Source organism: Pandoraea sp. 64-18, assembly GCF_001899225.1.
Lineage (GTDB): Bacteria > Pseudomonadota > Gammaproteobacteria > Burkholderiales > Burkholderiaceae > Pandoraea > Pandoraea cepalis.
In genome coordinates this window covers 1-16,323 of record NZ_MKVU01000015.1, presented here as the reverse complement: position 1 = coordinate 16,323, position 16,323 = coordinate 1, and the positions used below count along the sequence as shown (strand labels likewise).

Genomic DNA, 16,323 nt, shown 5'->3' with positions numbered 1-16,323 from the left:
GCCCGCACGCGGCGCGGCGTACTTCAAGGATGAAAGGTCGATGACATCGAAGGGACTGGATAGCGAATCGTTCGAGCTGTTGCTCGCCGCGGTGCAACGTTTCATTCGCGAGCGGCTGGTGCCCGCCGAGAACGACGTGGAAGAGCACGACGACGTGCCGGCCACGCTCGTCAATGAGATGAAGGAGATGGGCCTGTTCGGCCTGTCGATTCCCGAGGCATTCGGCGGCATCGGTTTGTCGATGACGCAGGAAGTGCGCGTGGCCTATGAGTTCGGGCAGACGTCGCTGGCATTTCGCTCGGTGTTCGGCACCAACGTGGGCATCGGCTCACAGGGCATCCTGATGGACGGTACCGAAGCGCAAAAGCGCGACCTGCTGCCGCGCGTGGCGAGTGGGGACCTGATCATGTCGTTCGCGCTCACGGAGCCGGACGCGGGATCGGACCCGGCCGCGCTCAAGACACGGGCCGTACTCGACGGCGACACCTATGTGCTCGATGGCGTGAAGCGCTTCATTACCAACGCACCGCGCGCCGGGGCGTTCACGCTGATGGCGCGCACGGGCGGCGAGGGCGCGGGCGGGATCTCGGCGTTCATCGTGCCGGCCGACACGCCGGGCCTGTCGCTGGGCAAGCCCGACAAGAAGATGGGGCAGCGCGGAACGAAGACGTGCGACGTCGTGCTGCAAGGCGCGCGCGTGCCGGCGGCGAACATCATCGGCGGCGAGGCGGGCAAGGGCTTCAAGACGGCGATGAAGGTCCTCGACCGTGGGCGCTTGCACGTGGCGGCGCTGGCGTGCGGCATGGCGCAGCGAATTCTCGATGAGTCCGTGGCCTATGCACGCGAACGCAAGCAATTCGGGCAGCGCATCGGCGACTTCCAGCTCGTGCAGGCGATGCTCGCGGACAGTCAGGCGGAACTGTACGCCGGATGGTCGATGGTGCAGGACTGTGCCCTGCGTTACGACGCGAAGCCCGAAGGCAAGCGCGACGCCGACGTCAGCACGCGGGCCTCGTGCGCCAAGCTGTTCTGCACCGAGATGGTCGGGCGCGTGGCCGATCGTGGTGTGCAGGTGCACGGCGGCGCGGGCTACATCAACGAATACAAGGTCGAGCGCTTCTATCGCGACGTGCGACTGCTCCGTCTCTATGAAGGCACCACGCAAATTCAACAACTGATCATCGGGCGGGCCCTGATGCAGGACGATTGAGGTCGCGCGCACCGCTGGCGGTGCGCCGAGTCGTACACGCGGCGCATCATGCTGGTGCGCGTGATGTCAGGGCCGCACCGCCTTGCACTGCTGCGGTGCAACAGATTCCACTCGATTTTCGGGCGTTTCCCATAGACAAACCAACTGTTCTGCGTTGACCAGCAACGCTTTGTCGAACTTTCTGCGTCACTTGGCACGCTTGTTGCATTAGTGTGTGTGCCAGCGGCAAAGACGTCGCCGGCCATGAATTCCGGTACGGCGTCAGGCGAGAGCGCCTGCGACGTACCCACAGGACAACGGCGTCCCTCCGTGCTTCGGCACGGTCGGACGCCGTTTTGTTTTTCGGGCGCTGCAAGCGCTGCAACAGGAGAAGACAGCATGCGCAAACCTCGTCTGGTCGTCATCGGCAACGGCATGGCCGGCATCCGCACGCTCGAAGAGCTGCTGGAAATCGCACCGCATCAGTACGACATCACCGTATTCGGTGCCGAGCCGCATCCGAACTACAACCGGATCCTGCTCTCACCGGTGCTCGCCGGCGAGCAGTCGTTCGCCGACATCGTGCTCAATCCGCTCGACTGGTATGCCGAGAAGGGCATCACGTTGCATCTGGGCAAGGAAGTCACGCAGATCGATCGACCGCGCCGTGTCGTGCGTTGCGCCGACGGCACCGAGGCGCCGTACGACCGTCTGTTGATCGCCACCGGCTCCAGCCCGTTCATTCTGCCGGTGCCCGGCAAGGATCTCGATGGCGTGATCAGCTATCGCGACATTCGCGATACCGAGATCATGATCGAGACGGCGAGCATGAAGCGTCATGCGGTTGTGATCGGCGGCGGTCTGCTCGGCCTGGAGGCGGCCAACGGTCTCAAGCTGCGCGGCATGGACGTGACCGTCGTGCATCTGGCCGAGACGCTGCTCGAGCGCCAACTCGACAGTACGGCGGGCAAGCTGCTGCAACAATCGCTCGAAGCGCGCGGTCTCGCGTTCCGACTGTCGCATCAAACGGCAGCGATTCTTGACGACGGCAACGGCAACGTGCGGGCCGTGAAGTTCAGCAACGGCGAAGAAATTGACGCGGACCTCGTTGTCATGGCCGCAGGAATTCGGCCGAATACGACGCTGGCCGAAGCGGCCGGTCTGTATTGCGCCCGTGGCATTGTCGTGTCCGACACGCTGCAAACCTACGATCCGCGCATCTACGCGGTGGGCGAATGCGTGAGCCATCGCGGCGTAGCCTACGGTCTCGTGGCCCCGCTGTTCGAGCAGGCCAAGGTCTGCGCCAACCACCTCGCGCTCATGGGCATCGGCAGCTATCGCGGCTCGGTGCTGTCGACGAAGCTCAAGGTCACGGGCATCGACCTGTTTTCGGCGGGCGACTTTCTCGGCGGCGAAGGCACTGAGGAGATCGTGTTGTCCGATCCCGCGAGCGGCGTCTACAAGAAGCTGGTGATTCGCGACGACAAGCTCGTCGGCGCGTGTCTGTACGGTGACACGGCTGACGGCGCCTGGTACTTCAAGCTGTTGCGCGACGGGCGTGCGCTGGGCGAGTTGCGCAGCAGCATCATGTTCGGCGAGTCGAGTGTGGGCGACGTTGGCACGCAAGGGCAGAACCGCGCGTCGGCCATGTCCGATACCGATGAAGTGTGCGGCTGCAACGGCGTGTGCAAGGGCACGATCGTCAAGGCGATCACCGAGAAGGGCTTGTTCACGCTCGATGAGGTCAAGAAGCATACGAAGGCTGCCAGCTCGTGCGGTTCGTGCGCCGGGCTGTGCGAACAGATCCTGATGAGCACGCTGGGCTCGACCTACGACGCGACACCGAAGGAGAAGGCGGTGTGCGGTTGCACGGATCTGTCGCACGCCGACGTGCGTCGCGCGGTGCGTGAGCATCACCTCACGTCCCATCGTGCCGCCTTCGACTTCCTCGAATGGCGCACGCCCAACGGGTGCGCCACGTGCCGTCCCGCGCTGAACTACTACATGCTCAGCACGTGGCCGAAGGAAGCCGTTGACGATCCGCAAAGCCGCTTCGTCAACGAGCGCGTGCACGCCAACATCCAGAAGGACAACACGTTCTCCGTCATCCCGCAGATGAAGGGCGGCGTGACGAACCCGAGCGAGCTGCGCCGCATCGCCGACGTGGCGGACAAGTACCAGATTCCGATGGTCAAGGTCACGGGCGGTCAGCGTATCGATTTGCTCGGCGTGAAGAAGGAAGATCTCGTAAGCGTCTGGCGCGACCTCGGTATGCCGTCAGGGCATGCCTACGGCAAGTCGATCCGCACCGTGAAGACGTGCGTGGGCAGCGAATTCTGCCGCTTCGGCACGCAGAACAGCACGCAGATGGGCATTGATCTGGAGACCATGCTCGCGAACATGTGGTCGCCCCACAAGGTCAAGCTGGCCGTGTCCGGCTGCCCGCGCAATTGCGCCGAGGCCGGGATCAAGGACGTGGGTGTGATCGCGGTCGACTCGGGGTGGGAGCTGTATGTCGGCGGCAACGGCGGCATCAAGACCGAAGTCGCGCAGTTCCTCGTCAAGGTGAAGACCGCCGACGAGGTCAAGGAGTACACGGGCGCGTTTCTCCAGCTCTATCGCGAGGAAGCCTATTACCTCGACCGCACGGTGCATTACCTCGACCGGGTTGGCCTCGACTACGTGAAGCAACGCGTGGTGAACGATGCCGCCAATCGTCGCGCGCTGTACGAACGGTTGCTCTTCTCGCTCGATGGCCTGCCCGACCCGTGGCAAGCGCGTATCAACGGGGCGCAAGCCAATGAATACCGTCCGCTGACCTCGACCGTGCCGATGAGCGTCGAGCCCGCGACTGCCTGAGGAGAACACCATGACGCAATCCAAACCGATCTGGCTGCATGTCTGCGACGTGGACGCGATTCCGCGCCTGGGCACGCGCGTGCTGACCCATCCGAGCGGCGACATCGCCCTTTTTCGCGCCGAGAGCGACAAGGTTTTTGCGTTGCGCGACAAGTGCCCACACAAGGGCGGTGCGCTCTCGCTGGGCATCGTGCACGGCGAGAAGGTCACGTGCCCGCTGCACGCCTGGAACATTGACCTGACGACCGGCGAAGCCTGCGCACCCGATGTGGGCTGTGCAGAGCGCTTCGCCGTGCGGATCGACGCGGGCGAGGTGTATGTGTCGCTCGACGAGGCGATCGGTACCGAGGTGAGCGCGGCGACGGCTGCCGCTTGACCCGCTACCCCCGCCCCCCTGACCCCTCGCGATTGCCGGAGCCCCCCATGACAACCCTCACGCAAACCACCTGCTGCTACTGCGGCGTCGGTTGCGGCATGCTCGTAGAGAGCGACGGCGAGCGCATCGTCGATGTGCAGGGCGACCCGGCGCATCCGGCGAACTTCGGGCGTCTGTGCAGCAAGGGCATGACGTTGCCGCTCACCGCGCAGTCGCTTGCCGGACGCGTGCTGACGCCTGAGTTGCGCACCACGCGCGACGCCGAGCGCGCGCCCGCCAGTTGGGACGACGCGCTGGAGACGGTGGCGTCGCGCTTCGCCGACGTTATCCGTCGGCATGGCCCGGACGCCGTCGCCTTTTACGTGTCAGGACAGTTGTTGACCGAGGACTACTACGTCTTCAACAAGCTCGCCAAGGGGCTGGTGCGCACCAACAACATCGACACGAACTCGCGACTGTGCATGTCGAGCGCCGTGAGCGCCTACAAGATGGCGCTCGGCGCAGACGGGCCGCCCACCTGCTACGACGATCTCGAAGCGGCCCGCACCGTGCTGTTCGCCGGCAGCAACATGGCCTACGCGCACCCGGTGCTGTTCCGTCGACTCGAAGCGGCCAAGGCGGCCGATCCGTCGATTCGCTGGATCGTCGTCGATCCGCGCCGCACCGATACGGCGGCGATGGCCGATCTGCATCTGGCCATCGTGCCGGGCACCGACGTTGCGCTCTTTCACGGCATGCTGCACCACCTGATCTGGGAAGGACGCATCGACCGGCGCTACATCGACGCCCATACCGAAGGCTTCGATGCCCTCAAGCAGATGCTGCGCGGCTATACCCCGCAACTGGTGGCCGACATCTGCGGCATCGAAGAATCGGCGTTGCGTCAGGCGGCCGACTGGTTTGGCGAGAGCCCGGCGGCGCTGTCGCTTTATTGCATGGGGCTGAATCAATCGAGCCACGGCACCGAAAAAAATCTCGCGCTCATCCATCTGCATTTGGCCACCGCGCAGATCGGACGCCCGGGCGCCGGGCCGTTTTCGCTCACCGGTCAGCCCAATGCGATGGGGGGGCGTGAAGTGGGCGGGCTGGCCACCATGCTCGCCGCGCATCGCGAGATCGGCAACGCGGCGCATCGCGCCGAGGTCGAGCGCCTTTGGGGCGTGCAGGGGCTGTCGGACCGGCCGGGCCTGCCGGCTGTGGAGATGTTCGACGCCGTGCGCGACGGCCGTATCAAAGCGATCTGGATCGCGTGCACGAACCCCGTGCATTCGATGCCGGACAGCGAGCGCGTGCGTGAAGCGCTCGCCGCTGCGGAGTTCGTGGTGGTGCAGGAGGCGTTTCACCAGACCGACACCGTTCCTTATGCCGACGTGCTGTTGCCCGCAACGAGCTGGGGCGAGAAGGCGGGCACGGTCACGAACTCGGAGCGGCGTATCTCGCGCGTGCGGGCCGCCGTCTCGGCGCCGGGAGAGACCCGGGCCGACTGGTGGATTGCCAGCGAGGTCGCCCGGCGTCTTGCACCCAAGCTCGACGCGTCGCCCGAACCGTTCGCGTTCTCGTCCATCGAGGCCATCTTCGACGAGCATCGCGCGCTCACCGTGGGACGCGACCTCGACATCGGCGGTATCGATTACGCGCTGCTCGAGCAGCGCGGACCGCAACATTGGCCGTTTCCGGCCGGCGCGGCGCAAGGCGTTGCGCGCCGCTACGAGGACGGCGTGTTCGCTACGAGCGACGGACGTGCACGTTTTCATGCGTTCGAATATCAACCCGTGGCCGAGCCGATCAATGCCCGCCATCCGCTGCGACTGATTACCGGCCGCCTGCGCGATCAGTGGCACGGCATGAGCCGCACGGGGCGTGTGGGGCAGTTGTTCGAGCACGCCCCCGAGCCGGCGCTCACCATGCATCCGGCCGACGCGGCGCGTCGAAGCCTGCGTGCGGGCGATGTCGTGCGGCTATCGAGCCGTCGCGGCGAGCGGGTGTTGACGCTGGCGGTGAGCGACGACGTCGCCTCGGGCACGGTGTTCGTGCCGATGCACTGGAGCGGGCAGTTTCTCGGCGGCGGGGGCGTGAACGACACGACCCTCGGCGCCGTCGACAAGTATTCGAAGCAGCCCGAACTGAAGCACGCCGCCGTGCGCGTCGATCCGCTCGCACTGCCGTGGCGGGTGGCGGCGGTGCGGCGCGGCGACGCCCTGCAATTGCACGCGGCGGTGCAGCCATTGTTGGCCGAGCGTCGCTTCGCGACGGTGCGTCTGGAGGGCGACGACCGGATCGTGGTCATGGCCGCCGACAGCGAGCCGGACGCCGATTGGCTGGAGCGCCTGCACACGGCGCTGGCTCTGCCGCGCGACGAATCGCTGCTGGAGTATCGCGATGCGCGCCGGTCGATGACCAAACGCGTGGCATGGTGCGACACCTTGATCGATGGCGTGCTGGTGGCGGGCAGTGAAGCCGATGTCGCCGCGTCGACGTCGCTACTCGCGCGTGTTCGCGAAACGTCTCCCTGGACGCGCGCGCGCCATGCGGTCTTCGTGGCCGACAGCGGGCCGGCGGTTCCACGCGATCGCACGGTGTGCCAGTGCAAGTCCGTGACGGCGTCGAGCATCAACGCGGCGATCGGTGCGGGAGCGGACGTCGCACAGCTCAAGGCGAGGCTCGGCTGCGGGACGGTCTGCGGCTCGTGTGTGCCGGAGTTGCAGCGCATGTGCGCGGCGCCGCTCAACGCTGCGACGCAGCCGCGCGCGACGAATGTCGCTTGAGCCCGGGACATGGACAGCGCATCGTGAAGGTACCGACTGGATTTGAATTGGGCGACATGCAGACCATCGAGGAATTGAGGGAGAACGATCATGAACAACGGCAAAGTCACCCTGCTGAGCGCCGGTCCCGGCGCGCTGGATCTGCTGACGTTGCGCGCGGCACGCGTGCTCGGCGAAGCCGACGTGCTGCTCGTCGACGATCTGGCCAATCCGGAGATCGCCACGCTCGCGCCGCAGGCCCGCGTGATTGCCGTGGGCAAACGCGGCGGCTGCCGCTCGACGCCACAGGCGTTCATCGAGCGGCTGATGTGCCGCTTTGCGCGACGTGGCTCGCACGTGGTGCGCGTGAAGGGGGGCGACGCGCTGATGTTCGGGCGTGCGGGCGAGGAAATCTCGGCGCTGCGTCGCGCGGGGGTGCCGGTGGAGATCGTCAACGGGGTGTCGTCGGCGTTCGCGGCGGCGGCCGGTTTGGGGATGTCGCTCACCCATCGAGACCACTGTGCGGGCGTGACGTTCGTCACCGCGCACCGGCAGGACGGCAGTGCCCCCAACTGGGCGGCGCTCGCGGCGACCGGCACCACGTTGGCGATCTACATGGGCCTGCATCGGGTCGAGGAACTGAGCGAAACGCTACTGGCGCATCTCGATGCGGCAACCCCGGCGGGGGCGGTCCAGTGGGCGGGCTCGCCGCAAGAGCGGCGAATGGTCACGTCGCTGGGCCGGCTGGCGGCCGACATTCGCACCGCGGGGTTTGCCAGTCCGACTATCCTGCTCGTGGGCGGCGCGGTCGGTGAAGCGGCGCTCGCGGCGGTCGAACCGAGCACGGCAACGGGTGTCGATGAGGGGGATGCCGCCGCGGACACGGTGCGCGACGTCATCGCCAGAGCGGCCTGATGCGTTGTATCTTCACTACCTATACTGAACAGCGCGTGTTCGATTAGCACAAGAGACGTCGCCGACGGGGCGCAGCCGATGCAGCCCCGCAACGGCGACGCGGATGGAATTTCACTGACCGGCCGAGCGCATTGGCCCCCACGAACTTGCCGAAAACACCGGATGCCGGGGACGTCGATCCTCAGGCCGACACGCCCCGCAAAGCAGCAGCGCCTGCCGCCCCTGTCACGACAGCGGGGGCGCACGGCATGCTGCGCGTGCTGCTCGTCACCGATACCGACAAGCCGATTGGCGAGTTGCGGACTGCGCTCGCGCGTCTGGGGTGCGAGATGCTGGTGGAAGTCGCCAAGCCGCAGGCGCTGCCGCGTGTGGTGGAGAGCGAGCGCCCGGACGTCGTCATCATCGATACCGAATCGCCGTCGCGCGACACGCTGGAACAACTCGCGGTGATGAACGCGGCGGCGCCGCGTCCGGTGCTGATGTTTTCGGCCGACGGCAATCAATCGCTGATTCGTGCGGCCGTCGATGCCGGGGTGACGGCATACTCCGTCGAGGGACTGGCGGCAGACCGGCTCGCGCCGATTCTCGAAGTGGCGCTTGCGCGCTTCGCCCATGAGGAAAAGCTGCGCGCACGACTGGCCAAGGCCGAGACCGAACTGGCCGACCGAAAGCTGATCGACCGCGCCAAGCGGCTGCTGATGGACCGACGCAAGATTTCCGAGCAGGAGGCCTACGCCATCCTGCGCAAACGGGCGATGGATCAGGGCGAGAAGCTCGTCGAAGTGGCGCGCCAGCTCGTCTCGATTGCCGAATTACTGGGATAGACACTGCTCATGTCGACGTCATCATGGTTGGCTTCTGACGCGCAATGGCCGGACGGCGTGCCAGAGAAACGTCATCTGCGCGTGGGGTTCATCGCGCTGTCCGATGCGGCGCCGCTGATCGTCGCGAAGCGTCTGGAGCTGGGGCACGAACATGGACTGACCCTGGAGCTGAGCCGCGAGTCGTCGTGGGCGGCCGTGCGCGACAAGCTGCTCACGGGCGAGCTGGATGCCGCGCACTCGCTGTATGGCCTTGTGTACGGGGTGCAGTTGGGCATTGGCGGCCCGCGTGAAGACATGGCCGTGCTCATGGTGCTCAATCGCAACGGGCAGGCGGTGACGGTCACGCCGTCGCTGGGCGAGGCGATGGCGCGCACGGGCGACTTGCGCGCGGCGCTGGCGTCGCTCGGGCGCAAGCCGGTTTTCGCGCAGACGTTCCCGACAGGCACGCACGCGATGTTCCTCAATTACTGGTTTGCCGCGCAGGGCATCGATCCGCTCACCGAGATCTCCAGCATCGTGATTCCCCCGGCGCATATGGTCGCCGCGATGGAAGAGGGCGGGCTCGACGGGTTTTGCTGCGGCGAGCCGTGGCATGCCGTGGCCCAGGCGCGCGGGCTGGGGCGCACGGTCGTGGTGTCGAGCGACATTTGGCCCAATCACCCGGAGAAGGTGCTGGCCTGCCGCCGGGACTTTGTGTCGCGCTATCCGAAAACGGCACAGGCGCTGGTGCGCACGCTGCTCAGCGCGTGCCGCTGGCTGGATATGCCCGGGCATCGGGCGGAAGCGGCGGGATGGTTGGCGGAGCCGGCGTGGGTCGGGGCGCCACGCGACCTGATCGCGGCGCGTCTGCTGGGCGACTTCGGCCGCCTGCAAGGACGGCACGCGTTGCTGCCCGTGAGCTTCTTCGACGAGGGCGTGGTGAATTACCCGCACCCTTCGGATGGCATGTGGTTCATCGCGCAATATCGGCGTTGGGGCATGGTGGGCGATGCGGCGGTGGCCGGTGCCGCGCAAACGGCGGCAGCGGTGAGCCAGACGGCGCTGTTCGAGGCGGCGGCACGTGCCGAGGCCGTGCCGGTGGAGGCCACGCCAGCGCACGAGGTGCTTTGCGACGGCAAGGCCTGGGATGCGGCCGTCGCCGGCGATTTACGCGCGTACGTCGATGGATTCGATATTCGGGCCCGGTGATGTCGACCGGCGTGGCGACCGGATCAGACCTTTTTGACGAATTCCGATTTCAGGCTCATGGCGCCAAAGCCGTCGATCTTGCAATCGATATCGTGGTCGCTGTCCACCAGCCGAATGTTCTTCACCTTGGTGCCCATCTTGATCACGCCGCCCGACCCCTTTGGCTTCAAGTCCTTGATAACGGTCACCGTATCGCCATTCTGCAGAAGGGTTCCGGTGGCGTCGCGATAGACGCGTTCGGTGGGTTCCGTTGATGCGGCAGCCTGGGCCGACCATTCATGCGCGCACTCGGGGCAAATGTAGACACCCCCGTCTTCGTACGTGAATTCGGAGTTGCATTTCGGGCAAGCGGGCAAAGTACTCATGTCGATGGGTCCTGAAAGGCCGACGAAGGCGATCAAAGCGCGAAATTATATCGCGGTCGGCGGATTCGCCCGGGCAGTGGTGTTCCCGCGGCAGGGCGCCGCGATCGCGGTCGGGCTTCGATGACATCCCTAATTGATTCAAGTAACCGGATTACGGACACTCGAACGATCGATAATGCAAATTCGATGTTAGTCCCGCCAACGCCCTCTGTTCGTATTCTATGGTCGACGAGACCCGCTTCCCAATCCGCAAGGAATGCCCCCCGGGCGCCTGTACCTGTGATCGGGATAGCCTCATGCAAGACCCGCACGGTGATCGCCGCCTCCTACTGTTGACGCAGGCGGAGGAGAAACGGCTGATCGCGCGCATCGAAGCCGTGACCAGTTACGCCGATCTGCAACGCGTAGCTGACCTGATGCAGGCCCAGCTCGGGATTTCGCTGCAGATCGCGCCGAGTGTGAACGAAGTCCGGACGGTCCGCGGCATCAGCATTCGGTTGGTGGCCAAACCGGGCCTTTGCCGGAAGCTCCACGCGTCGATTCCCGCCGCCGTTCGCCGATGCCTCGATAGTCGTCCCGGTATCGCCTACGCGATCCTGGATGCGCACGATTTGCTAGGTGGCGGTCAATGACGCCGTGACGGCGGGGCTCAGTCACGCTGGACGGTCTTCCTCGCTTGTCGAGCACGCGCAGGCACAATCAGCGACTTGCGCAAGTTGCGTATCGCAACTATATTGGTTGCGATACGCAACTGATAGGGGGTGAGATATGGATATCGTCGATCTACCTGGCAAGGCTCGCGAAGCGGAGATTCTGGAACTCCGCGACTTCTCGCGTCGACTGGTTCGCGAACTCGGCTTCATGCGAACGACGCTGGCCGACAGCGATCTCGCGCCGTCGGCGGTTCACGCCATCATCGAGATCGGGGCGACGCCCGGAATCAGTGCCAAGGACCTGGGCAACCTGCTGCGGCTGGATAAATCGAACACGAGCCGGCAAGTGGCGAAGCTCGAGGCCAGCGGGCTCGTGAGGCGCACGACGGCAAGCAACGACGCGCGTGCCTCCGAACTCTCTCTGACCGAAGCGGGGCAGCGGCTTCGCAGCAAGATCGACCGCTTTGCTACCGATCAGGTGTCCAGCGCGCTGCGGCGCATCGTGCCCGCGGATCAGGCGGCCCTGGTCCGGGCGCTTGCCCTGTACGCGGACGCGCTCGCACAGGACAACTCGGCCAAAGGCGTGATCGAGGGGGAAGTCTCCGCACAAGTGGTCGAAGGCTATCAGCCGGGGTGTATCGGCGACATTGCCAGCCTGCACGCGCGCTTTTACGCAGAGCACTGGGGGTTTGGCGTGTTTTTCGAGAAGAAGGTGGCAACGGAACTGGCGGCGTTCGCCAGCGGGTTGCCCGCCGACGGCAAAGCGCTGTGGCGCCATGTGGAGAATGGGCGCACGCTGGCCTCGCTCGCGATCGACGGCGACCTTGCTACCGGTGTCGCGCATTTGCGCTGGTTCATCGTCGACGATTCGATGCGTGGGTCCGGGGTTGGGCGGCGTCTGATGGCGCAGGCCATGGCCTTCGTCGACGCGCGCTATCGCGAAACGTACCTATGGACGTTCAAGGGGCTCGATGCCGCGCGGCATTTGTACGAGTCGTTCGGCTTTGCGCTGACCGACGAATCGGAAGGCGAGCAATGGGGGAGCCGGGTTGTCGAGCAACGGTTCTGTCGTCGTGCGGGTAGTGCGCCGTCATAGCGCTCGCGCCCTCAGGCTGCCGGGGGTGGTCCAATGCCGGCGTGCGCCATTTACGATGCATCGGCGGTCCAGGAGCTGCCGCTATCGCGCCGCCACGATCACATGCGCCTGAATTTTGCCAGCGACCGGACCGTTGCCGTGGCGCTGGGCTATCGCCTGCGTTGCCCGCTCGGTGGCGAGTTGAAGCAAGCTGGCGTCGCGCGCTTCGATTTCGTTGCGCAGCGGCGTTCCGAGGCAATAGGCCGTGGCGACGTCGCGCGCCGAGGCCCCGTAACTCACCTTCTCGCGAGTTTCGATCGTCATGTGGACGAACCCGGCGTGGCTTAGGTCCTCCCGGATGCGTGCGACATCGTAATACCCGTGCGGCGTGCGCGCGAGGAATCTTGGCGGGTCGTGCGGAAACAACGCGCCGATGGCTTGAGTGATCTCGTCGGCGAAGGCATTCTCTTCGATGCGATCCCATACGGTGAAGACGAAGCGGCCGCCCGGCGTCAGCATGCGACGCGCCTCGGCATAGCCGGCGGCTCTATCTGGAAAAAACATCGCGCCAAATTGGCAGCAAACGACGTCGAACGATGCATCGTCAAACGGTAGGGCGAGCGCGTCGGCCTGCGTCCATTCGATCCGGGCGTCGGTCGGTTGCCTGCCGGCTGCATAGTCGAGCATTGGCTGATTGAGATCGGTGACCACGTAGCGCACGTCAGCGCCGAGCTTCGGCGCGAGCGCTCGCGTGAGCGCACCGCTGCCGGCGGCGGTCTCCAGGATGGATTTGGGCGAGGTGGCAACGACAATCGCTGCCGTATCCACGGCGTAGGTCTCGAAGATCAACGGCACCATCAGCGTGTCGTAGCACTTCGGAATCGACCCTGCAAATACCTTGTCGGGCTCGAGCATGATGCCCCCTTGAATGCACTGACGATGGCCCCGGGTTACCCAACCGCCTGTTCATTCTAGGCGGGCCAGGGCCGGCCCGTTGCCGCATTCGTCGGCGAGAAGGATCACCTGGAATGACAAAAGCCCGTCGACCTTGCGGCCGACGGGCTTTCGAATTTGGTTGCGGGGACAGGATTTGAACCTGTGACCTTCGGGTTATGAGCCCGACGAGCTGCCAGACTGCTCCACCCCGCGTCTGAGAACTGAATAATACGAGAGTTCCGCGCATCGTGTCAAGCATTTATGACATTAAGTTTATGGACCTCGGAAAAACATGCGCGACGTGTGCATTTTCGCCGCATCCCGCGCGCACGTCGTATCACTCGGAAGTCAACGTCGTGGCGGCGCTCACCAGCGGATCGTTGCGCCCGCCTGCACGGAGTGGGCGAGCGACGCCGGGTTCAGGCCGCGCTTGTAGCCGACGTCCAGGTCGAGGTCCTTCGTTGGGCTGTAGATCGCGCCGACCAGCGCGTAAGCGGGCTTTGTCCGGGTCGTGGCGTCTGGATTGGTCGCGAGACCGATGTCGGCAACCAGACGTACAGTGTCCGTCGCGCTGAAAAGCACGGCCGTGGACGCGTTCCACAGGCTCTGTCGGTTGCCGGTGCCGTTGTTGTTCCACGTATAGCCGGCATTGGCGAGGAATGTCCAGCGATCGAGGTTGTATTGCATCAACAGATTCGCGCCGGTGGTTGCGCGCCCGTTGCCGAGGCCGCGATCCTGGCTGGCCGTCGGCAGCGAGACGAACGGCTTGAGGCCGAGGCTCCACTGATCGGTTTCGAGAAAGCGCCATTTGGCTTGCAACTGGAGGTCGGTGATGCCGCTGGTCCAGCCAGCGCCATCGGGTCGCGTGCGCTGGTAGGGCGCCTGGATGGCGACGTCGAGGTTGGGCATCACACCGTACGTCAGCGTGTTGTTCCATTGTTGCTGGCGGGCGCTCGGCATGGTTATCCACTCGCTGTTCAGCTCGAGTTGCCAGTTGCCGGTGTCCTGTGTGCCGGTGTCGTCCGTTACAAGCGGGTTGGTGGCGTGACCGGTAAGCGGCGCGAGCGCTGCGGCAAGCATCAGAAACTTCTTCATTGAAAACTCCTGCGGGGCGATTGATGTGTCCCGGTGCGAAAGACTGAAAATCCGTCGCGCGGATCGTACGGGGGCATGTGACACGGTCAACCGAAACCCGCCGAATGTGCGGTATTCGAGATTCGTGTCTTGGGAGCGTTGCTCGTTGACGGGGCTTCGTGGTGGGAGGTAGGGAGGTAGGTAGGGGATAGAGGCGTGGAGACGTGGAGAGGCGCGGAGGTGGAGATGTGAGGGTGAAGAGGCGCATGAAAGGGACGCCGAGGCTGCCTACGTCGTGTATCGAGTGGTAGACTTCGGGCCCATTTTTAGCGGGGCCGGGCGCACCGCCGCCGACTCACCATGCAAGCCAGAAGTCATCTCATTTTCGGTATCGGCGCAACTTGGCTGGTGCATCGCACCGGGTGGGCCGCCAGCGTCCACGCCTGGCCCTTGACGCTCGTTGGCGCATTGCTGCCCGACATCGATCACCCGAAGAGCATGCTGGGACGCCGAGTCGCACCGGTGTCGCTCTTGGTCTCCGGTCTCTTCGGCCATCGTGGCATGACGCATTCGCTGCTGCTGCCGATCCTGGCGGTCGTGGGCTGCCTGTATGGCTGGGGCCATGTGCCGGCGTGGATGCTTGCGTTGGCGGCCGGATATTTGTCACATCTGCTGGCCGATTGGCTCACGCCGTCCGGCGTGCCGCTGTGCTGGCCGTTGCGAACGCGCTTCCGTTCGCCGCTTTACGTGACGACCGGGTCGGCGGCAGAGTGGTGCGTGGCCGCGGCACTCGCGTTCGCCATGTGGCGATGGTGGTGAGTGCGCGCTGACGCGCCGGCGGAATCAGCGGAATCAGTGGTAGCGGCGTCGGCTGACACGGCTAACTCGGCTGACAGGCCCGCGAGTCGGCCCGCGCGGATGTCGGTCAGCGCCAGAACAACGGCGGCTCGTCCATGAGGGCAACCTGTTCGCGAAGCTCCAGGATGCGGTCCTGCCAGTAGCGCTGCGTGTTGAACCAAGGAAAGGCGGCGGGGAACGCCGGATCGTCCCAGCGCCGGGCCAGCCAGGCGCTATAGTGCAGCAGGCGCAGCGTTCGCAAGGCTTCTGTGAGATGCAGCTCGCGCGGGTTGAAGTCGGCAAAGTCCTCGTAGCCGGAGAGGACTTCATCGAGCTGGACCGTCATCTCTTCGCGCGTGCCCGAAAGCAGCATCCACAGATCCTGCATCGCCGGCGCCATGCACGTATCGTCGAAATCGACGAAGTGCGGGCCGGCATCGGTCCACAAGACGTTGCCGCCGTGGCAGTCGCCGTGTACGCGCAGCAGTTTCACGTCTCCAGCCCGCTCGTAAGCGCGCGCGACACCGGCGAGCCCCAGGTCGACAATACTGCGCCAGGCGTCGCGCAGGTCGTTCGGAATGAAGTCGCTCGCCCACAGGTAGTCGACCGGGGTGTGTCCGTACGTGTCGATGTCCAGGGTGATGCGGTGCCGGAACGGCTGGATGGCGCCGACTGCGTGGATACGGCCGAGAAAGCGACCGAGCCAATTGAGCGTGTCGGGATCCTGCAGTTCGGGGGCTCGGCCGCCGCGTCGAGGGAAGAGGGCGAAGCGGAAACCGTTGAAATGGTGCAGGGTCGTGCCTTGCGTCTCGAGCGGGGCAACGACCGGAATCTCCTGATGGGCGAGCGCTTGTGTGAAGGCGTGCTCCTCCAGGATGGCGTCGTCGGTCCAGCGCTGGGGGCGATAGAACTTCGCGATGAGCGGAGGGCCGTCTTCCATCCCTACCTGATAGACGCGGTTCTCATAACTGTTGAGGGCGAGCAGGCGCCCGTCGCTGAAATAGCCAAGCTGCTCGACGGCGGCAATGACGGTGTCGGGCAGGAGGGTGGAGAAAGGATGCGCGGGCGCGGAGGCGTCCTGTGAAAGATCAGTGTTCATGGGCGCTATTGTGCCAAAGGCGGTGCGACGGGCGCCGGTACTCTTCTCTATAGCGTCTGGATACAGATAGGACGCGGTGGGACAGGGACGCGAAAACGCAGAAAATTGCATCGCGTTCAAAAAAGTTTCACAAAGGGCTTGCGCGGTTGGTCGAACCTGTCTAATATTCCGTCTCTCGCAACGACGGCG

Annotated in this window: 14 protein-coding genes and 1 tRNA gene; 10 read left to right on the top strand and 5 right to left on the bottom strand. The window is 65.1% G+C overall.

Annotated elements, in window-relative coordinates; genetic code table 11:
* Positions 1 to 40: 40 nt before the first annotated feature.
* The 7 genes from BGP02_RS13365 (at position 41) to BGP02_RS13335 (ending at position 10,095) form a co-directional block, all read left to right on the top strand.
* Positions 41 to 1,210 (top strand): acyl-CoA dehydrogenase family protein, encoded by a 1,170-nt coding sequence (locus BGP02_RS13365; RefSeq protein WP_017233901.1) that lies wholly within the window; start codon positions 41 to 43, stop codon positions 1,208 to 1,210.
* 378 nt (positions 1,211 to 1,588) lie between these two features.
* A complete protein-coding gene (nirB, locus tag BGP02_RS13360; RefSeq protein ID WP_268566775.1) occupies positions 1,589 to 4,048 on the top strand; it encodes a nitrite reductase large subunit NirB in 2,460 nt (819 codons plus the stop codon).
* Positions 4,049 to 4,058: 10 nt separating this feature from the next.
* Positions 4,059 to 4,424: a nitrite reductase small subunit NirD gene (gene nirD / locus BGP02_RS13355; protein WP_017233899.1), complete on the top strand. Its 366-nt coding sequence runs from the start codon at positions 4,059 to 4,061 to the stop codon at positions 4,422 to 4,424.
* 47 nt (positions 4,425 to 4,471) lie between these two features.
* Positions 4,472 to 7,189: a nitrate reductase gene (locus BGP02_RS13350; protein ID WP_017233898.1), complete on the top strand. Its 2,718-nt coding sequence runs from the start codon at positions 4,472 to 4,474 to the stop codon at positions 7,187 to 7,189.
* A gap of 90 nt (positions 7,190 to 7,279) precedes the next feature.
* On the top strand, positions 7,280 to 8,083 hold the full coding sequence (gene cobA, locus BGP02_RS13345) for a uroporphyrinogen-III C-methyltransferase (protein ID WP_286798694.1): 804 nt from the start codon (positions 7,280 to 7,282) through the stop codon (positions 8,081 to 8,083).
* Between the two features lie 248 nt (positions 8,084 to 8,331).
* Positions 8,332 to 8,907, top strand: coding sequence for an ANTAR domain-containing response regulator (locus tag BGP02_RS13340; protein ID WP_017233896.1), 576 nt, complete (start codon positions 8,332 to 8,334; stop codon positions 8,905 to 8,907).
* A gap of 9 nt (positions 8,908 to 8,916) precedes the next feature.
* Positions 8,917 to 10,095, top strand: a complete 1,179-nt coding sequence (locus BGP02_RS13335) for a CmpA/NrtA family ABC transporter substrate-binding protein (RefSeq protein WP_286798693.1) — start codon at positions 8,917 to 8,919, stop codon at positions 10,093 to 10,095.
* Positions 10,096 to 10,118: 23 nt separating this feature from the next.
* Here the strand turns inward: BGP02_RS13335 and BGP02_RS13330 are convergent, their stop codons facing one another.
* Entirely contained in the window at positions 10,119 to 10,460 is a 342-nt protein-coding gene (locus BGP02_RS13330) for a zinc ribbon domain-containing protein YjdM (RefSeq protein ID WP_017233894.1), read from the bottom strand.
* A gap of 296 nt (positions 10,461 to 10,756) precedes the next feature.
* On the opposite strand from BGP02_RS13330, the gene BGP02_RS13325 reads away from it, so the two are divergent.
* A complete protein-coding gene (locus BGP02_RS13325) occupies positions 10,757 to 11,092 on the top strand; it encodes a hypothetical protein (RefSeq protein ID WP_017233892.1) in 336 nt (111 codons plus the stop codon).
* Positions 11,093 to 11,228: 136 nt separating this feature from the next.
* Positions 11,229 to 12,209 carry a bifunctional helix-turn-helix transcriptional regulator/GNAT family N-acetyltransferase gene (locus BGP02_RS13320; RefSeq protein ID WP_261938100.1) on the top strand — a complete coding sequence of 327 codons (981 nt, stop codon included), beginning with the start codon at positions 11,229 to 11,231 and terminating at the stop codon, positions 12,207 to 12,209.
* 81 nt (positions 12,210 to 12,290) lie between these two features.
* Here the strand turns inward: BGP02_RS13320 and BGP02_RS13315 are convergent, their stop codons facing one another.
* The 3 genes from BGP02_RS13315 to BGP02_RS13305 form a co-directional block, all read right to left on the bottom strand.
* On the bottom strand, positions 12,291 to 13,103 hold the full coding sequence (locus BGP02_RS13315) for a class I SAM-dependent methyltransferase (RefSeq protein ID WP_017233890.1): 813 nt from the start codon (positions 13,101 to 13,103) through the stop codon (positions 12,291 to 12,293).
* A 157-nt stretch (positions 13,104 to 13,260) separates the two neighbouring features.
* Positions 13,261 to 13,337, bottom strand: a tRNA-Met gene (locus BGP02_RS13310).
* A gap of 153 nt (positions 13,338 to 13,490) precedes the next feature.
* Positions 13,491 to 14,219, bottom strand: coding sequence for a transporter (locus tag BGP02_RS13305; RefSeq protein WP_286798692.1), 729 nt, complete (start codon positions 14,217 to 14,219; stop codon positions 13,491 to 13,493).
* A gap of 339 nt (positions 14,220 to 14,558) precedes the next feature.
* On the opposite strand from BGP02_RS13305, the gene BGP02_RS13300 reads away from it, so the two are divergent.
* Positions 14,559 to 15,017, top strand: coding sequence for a metal-dependent hydrolase (locus BGP02_RS13300; RefSeq protein WP_286798691.1), 459 nt, complete (start codon positions 14,559 to 14,561; stop codon positions 15,015 to 15,017).
* Positions 15,018 to 15,123: 106 nt separating this feature from the next.
* Here BGP02_RS13300 and BGP02_RS13295 read toward each other — a convergent pair whose 3' ends face one another.
* Positions 15,124 to 16,134, bottom strand: a complete 1,011-nt coding sequence (locus BGP02_RS13295) for a serine/threonine protein kinase (RefSeq protein ID WP_268566771.1) — start codon at positions 16,132 to 16,134, stop codon at positions 15,124 to 15,126.
* Between the last annotated feature and the right edge of the window lie 189 nt (positions 16,135 to 16,323).

Bases quoted from the DNA above. Each gene is read 5' to 3' on its own strand.
- BGP02_RS13365 (WP_017233901.1), top strand. From the start codon at position 41: ATGACATCGAAGGGACTGGATAGCGAATCGTTCGAGCTGTTGCTCGCC.
- nirB (WP_268566775.1), top strand. From the start codon at position 1,589: ATGCGCAAACCTCGTCTGGTCGTCATCGGCAACGGCATGGCCGGCATC.
- nirD (WP_017233899.1), top strand. From the start codon at position 4,059: ATGACGCAATCCAAACCGATCTGGCTGCATGTCTGCGACGTGGACGCG.
- BGP02_RS13350 (WP_017233898.1), top strand. From the start codon at position 4,472: ATGACAACCCTCACGCAAACCACCTGCTGCTACTGCGGCGTCGGTTGC.
- cobA (WP_286798694.1), top strand. From the start codon at position 7,280: ATGAACAACGGCAAAGTCACCCTGCTGAGCGCCGGTCCCGGCGCGCTG.
- BGP02_RS13340 (WP_017233896.1), top strand. From the start codon at position 8,332: ATGCTGCGCGTGCTGCTCGTCACCGATACCGACAAGCCGATTGGCGAG.
- BGP02_RS13335 (WP_286798693.1), top strand. From the start codon at position 8,917: ATGTCGACGTCATCATGGTTGGCTTCTGACGCGCAATGGCCGGACGGC.
- BGP02_RS13330 (WP_017233894.1), bottom strand. From the start codon at position 10,460: ATGAGTACTTTGCCCGCTTGCCCGAAATGCAACTCCGAATTCACGTAC.
- BGP02_RS13325 (WP_017233892.1), top strand. From the start codon at position 10,757: ATGCAAGACCCGCACGGTGATCGCCGCCTCCTACTGTTGACGCAGGCG.
- BGP02_RS13320 (WP_261938100.1), top strand. From the start codon at position 11,229: ATGGATATCGTCGATCTACCTGGCAAGGCTCGCGAAGCGGAGATTCTG.
- BGP02_RS13315 (WP_017233890.1), bottom strand. From the start codon at position 13,103: ATGCTCGAGCCCGACAAGGTATTTGCAGGGTCGATTCCGAAGTGCTAC.
- BGP02_RS13305 (WP_286798692.1), bottom strand. From the start codon at position 14,219: ATGAAGAAGTTTCTGATGCTTGCCGCAGCGCTCGCGCCGCTTACCGGT.
- BGP02_RS13300 (WP_286798691.1), top strand. From the start codon at position 14,559: ATGCAAGCCAGAAGTCATCTCATTTTCGGTATCGGCGCAACTTGGCTG.
- BGP02_RS13295 (WP_268566771.1), bottom strand. From the start codon at position 16,134: ATGAACACTGATCTTTCACAGGACGCCTCCGCGCCCGCGCATCCTTTC.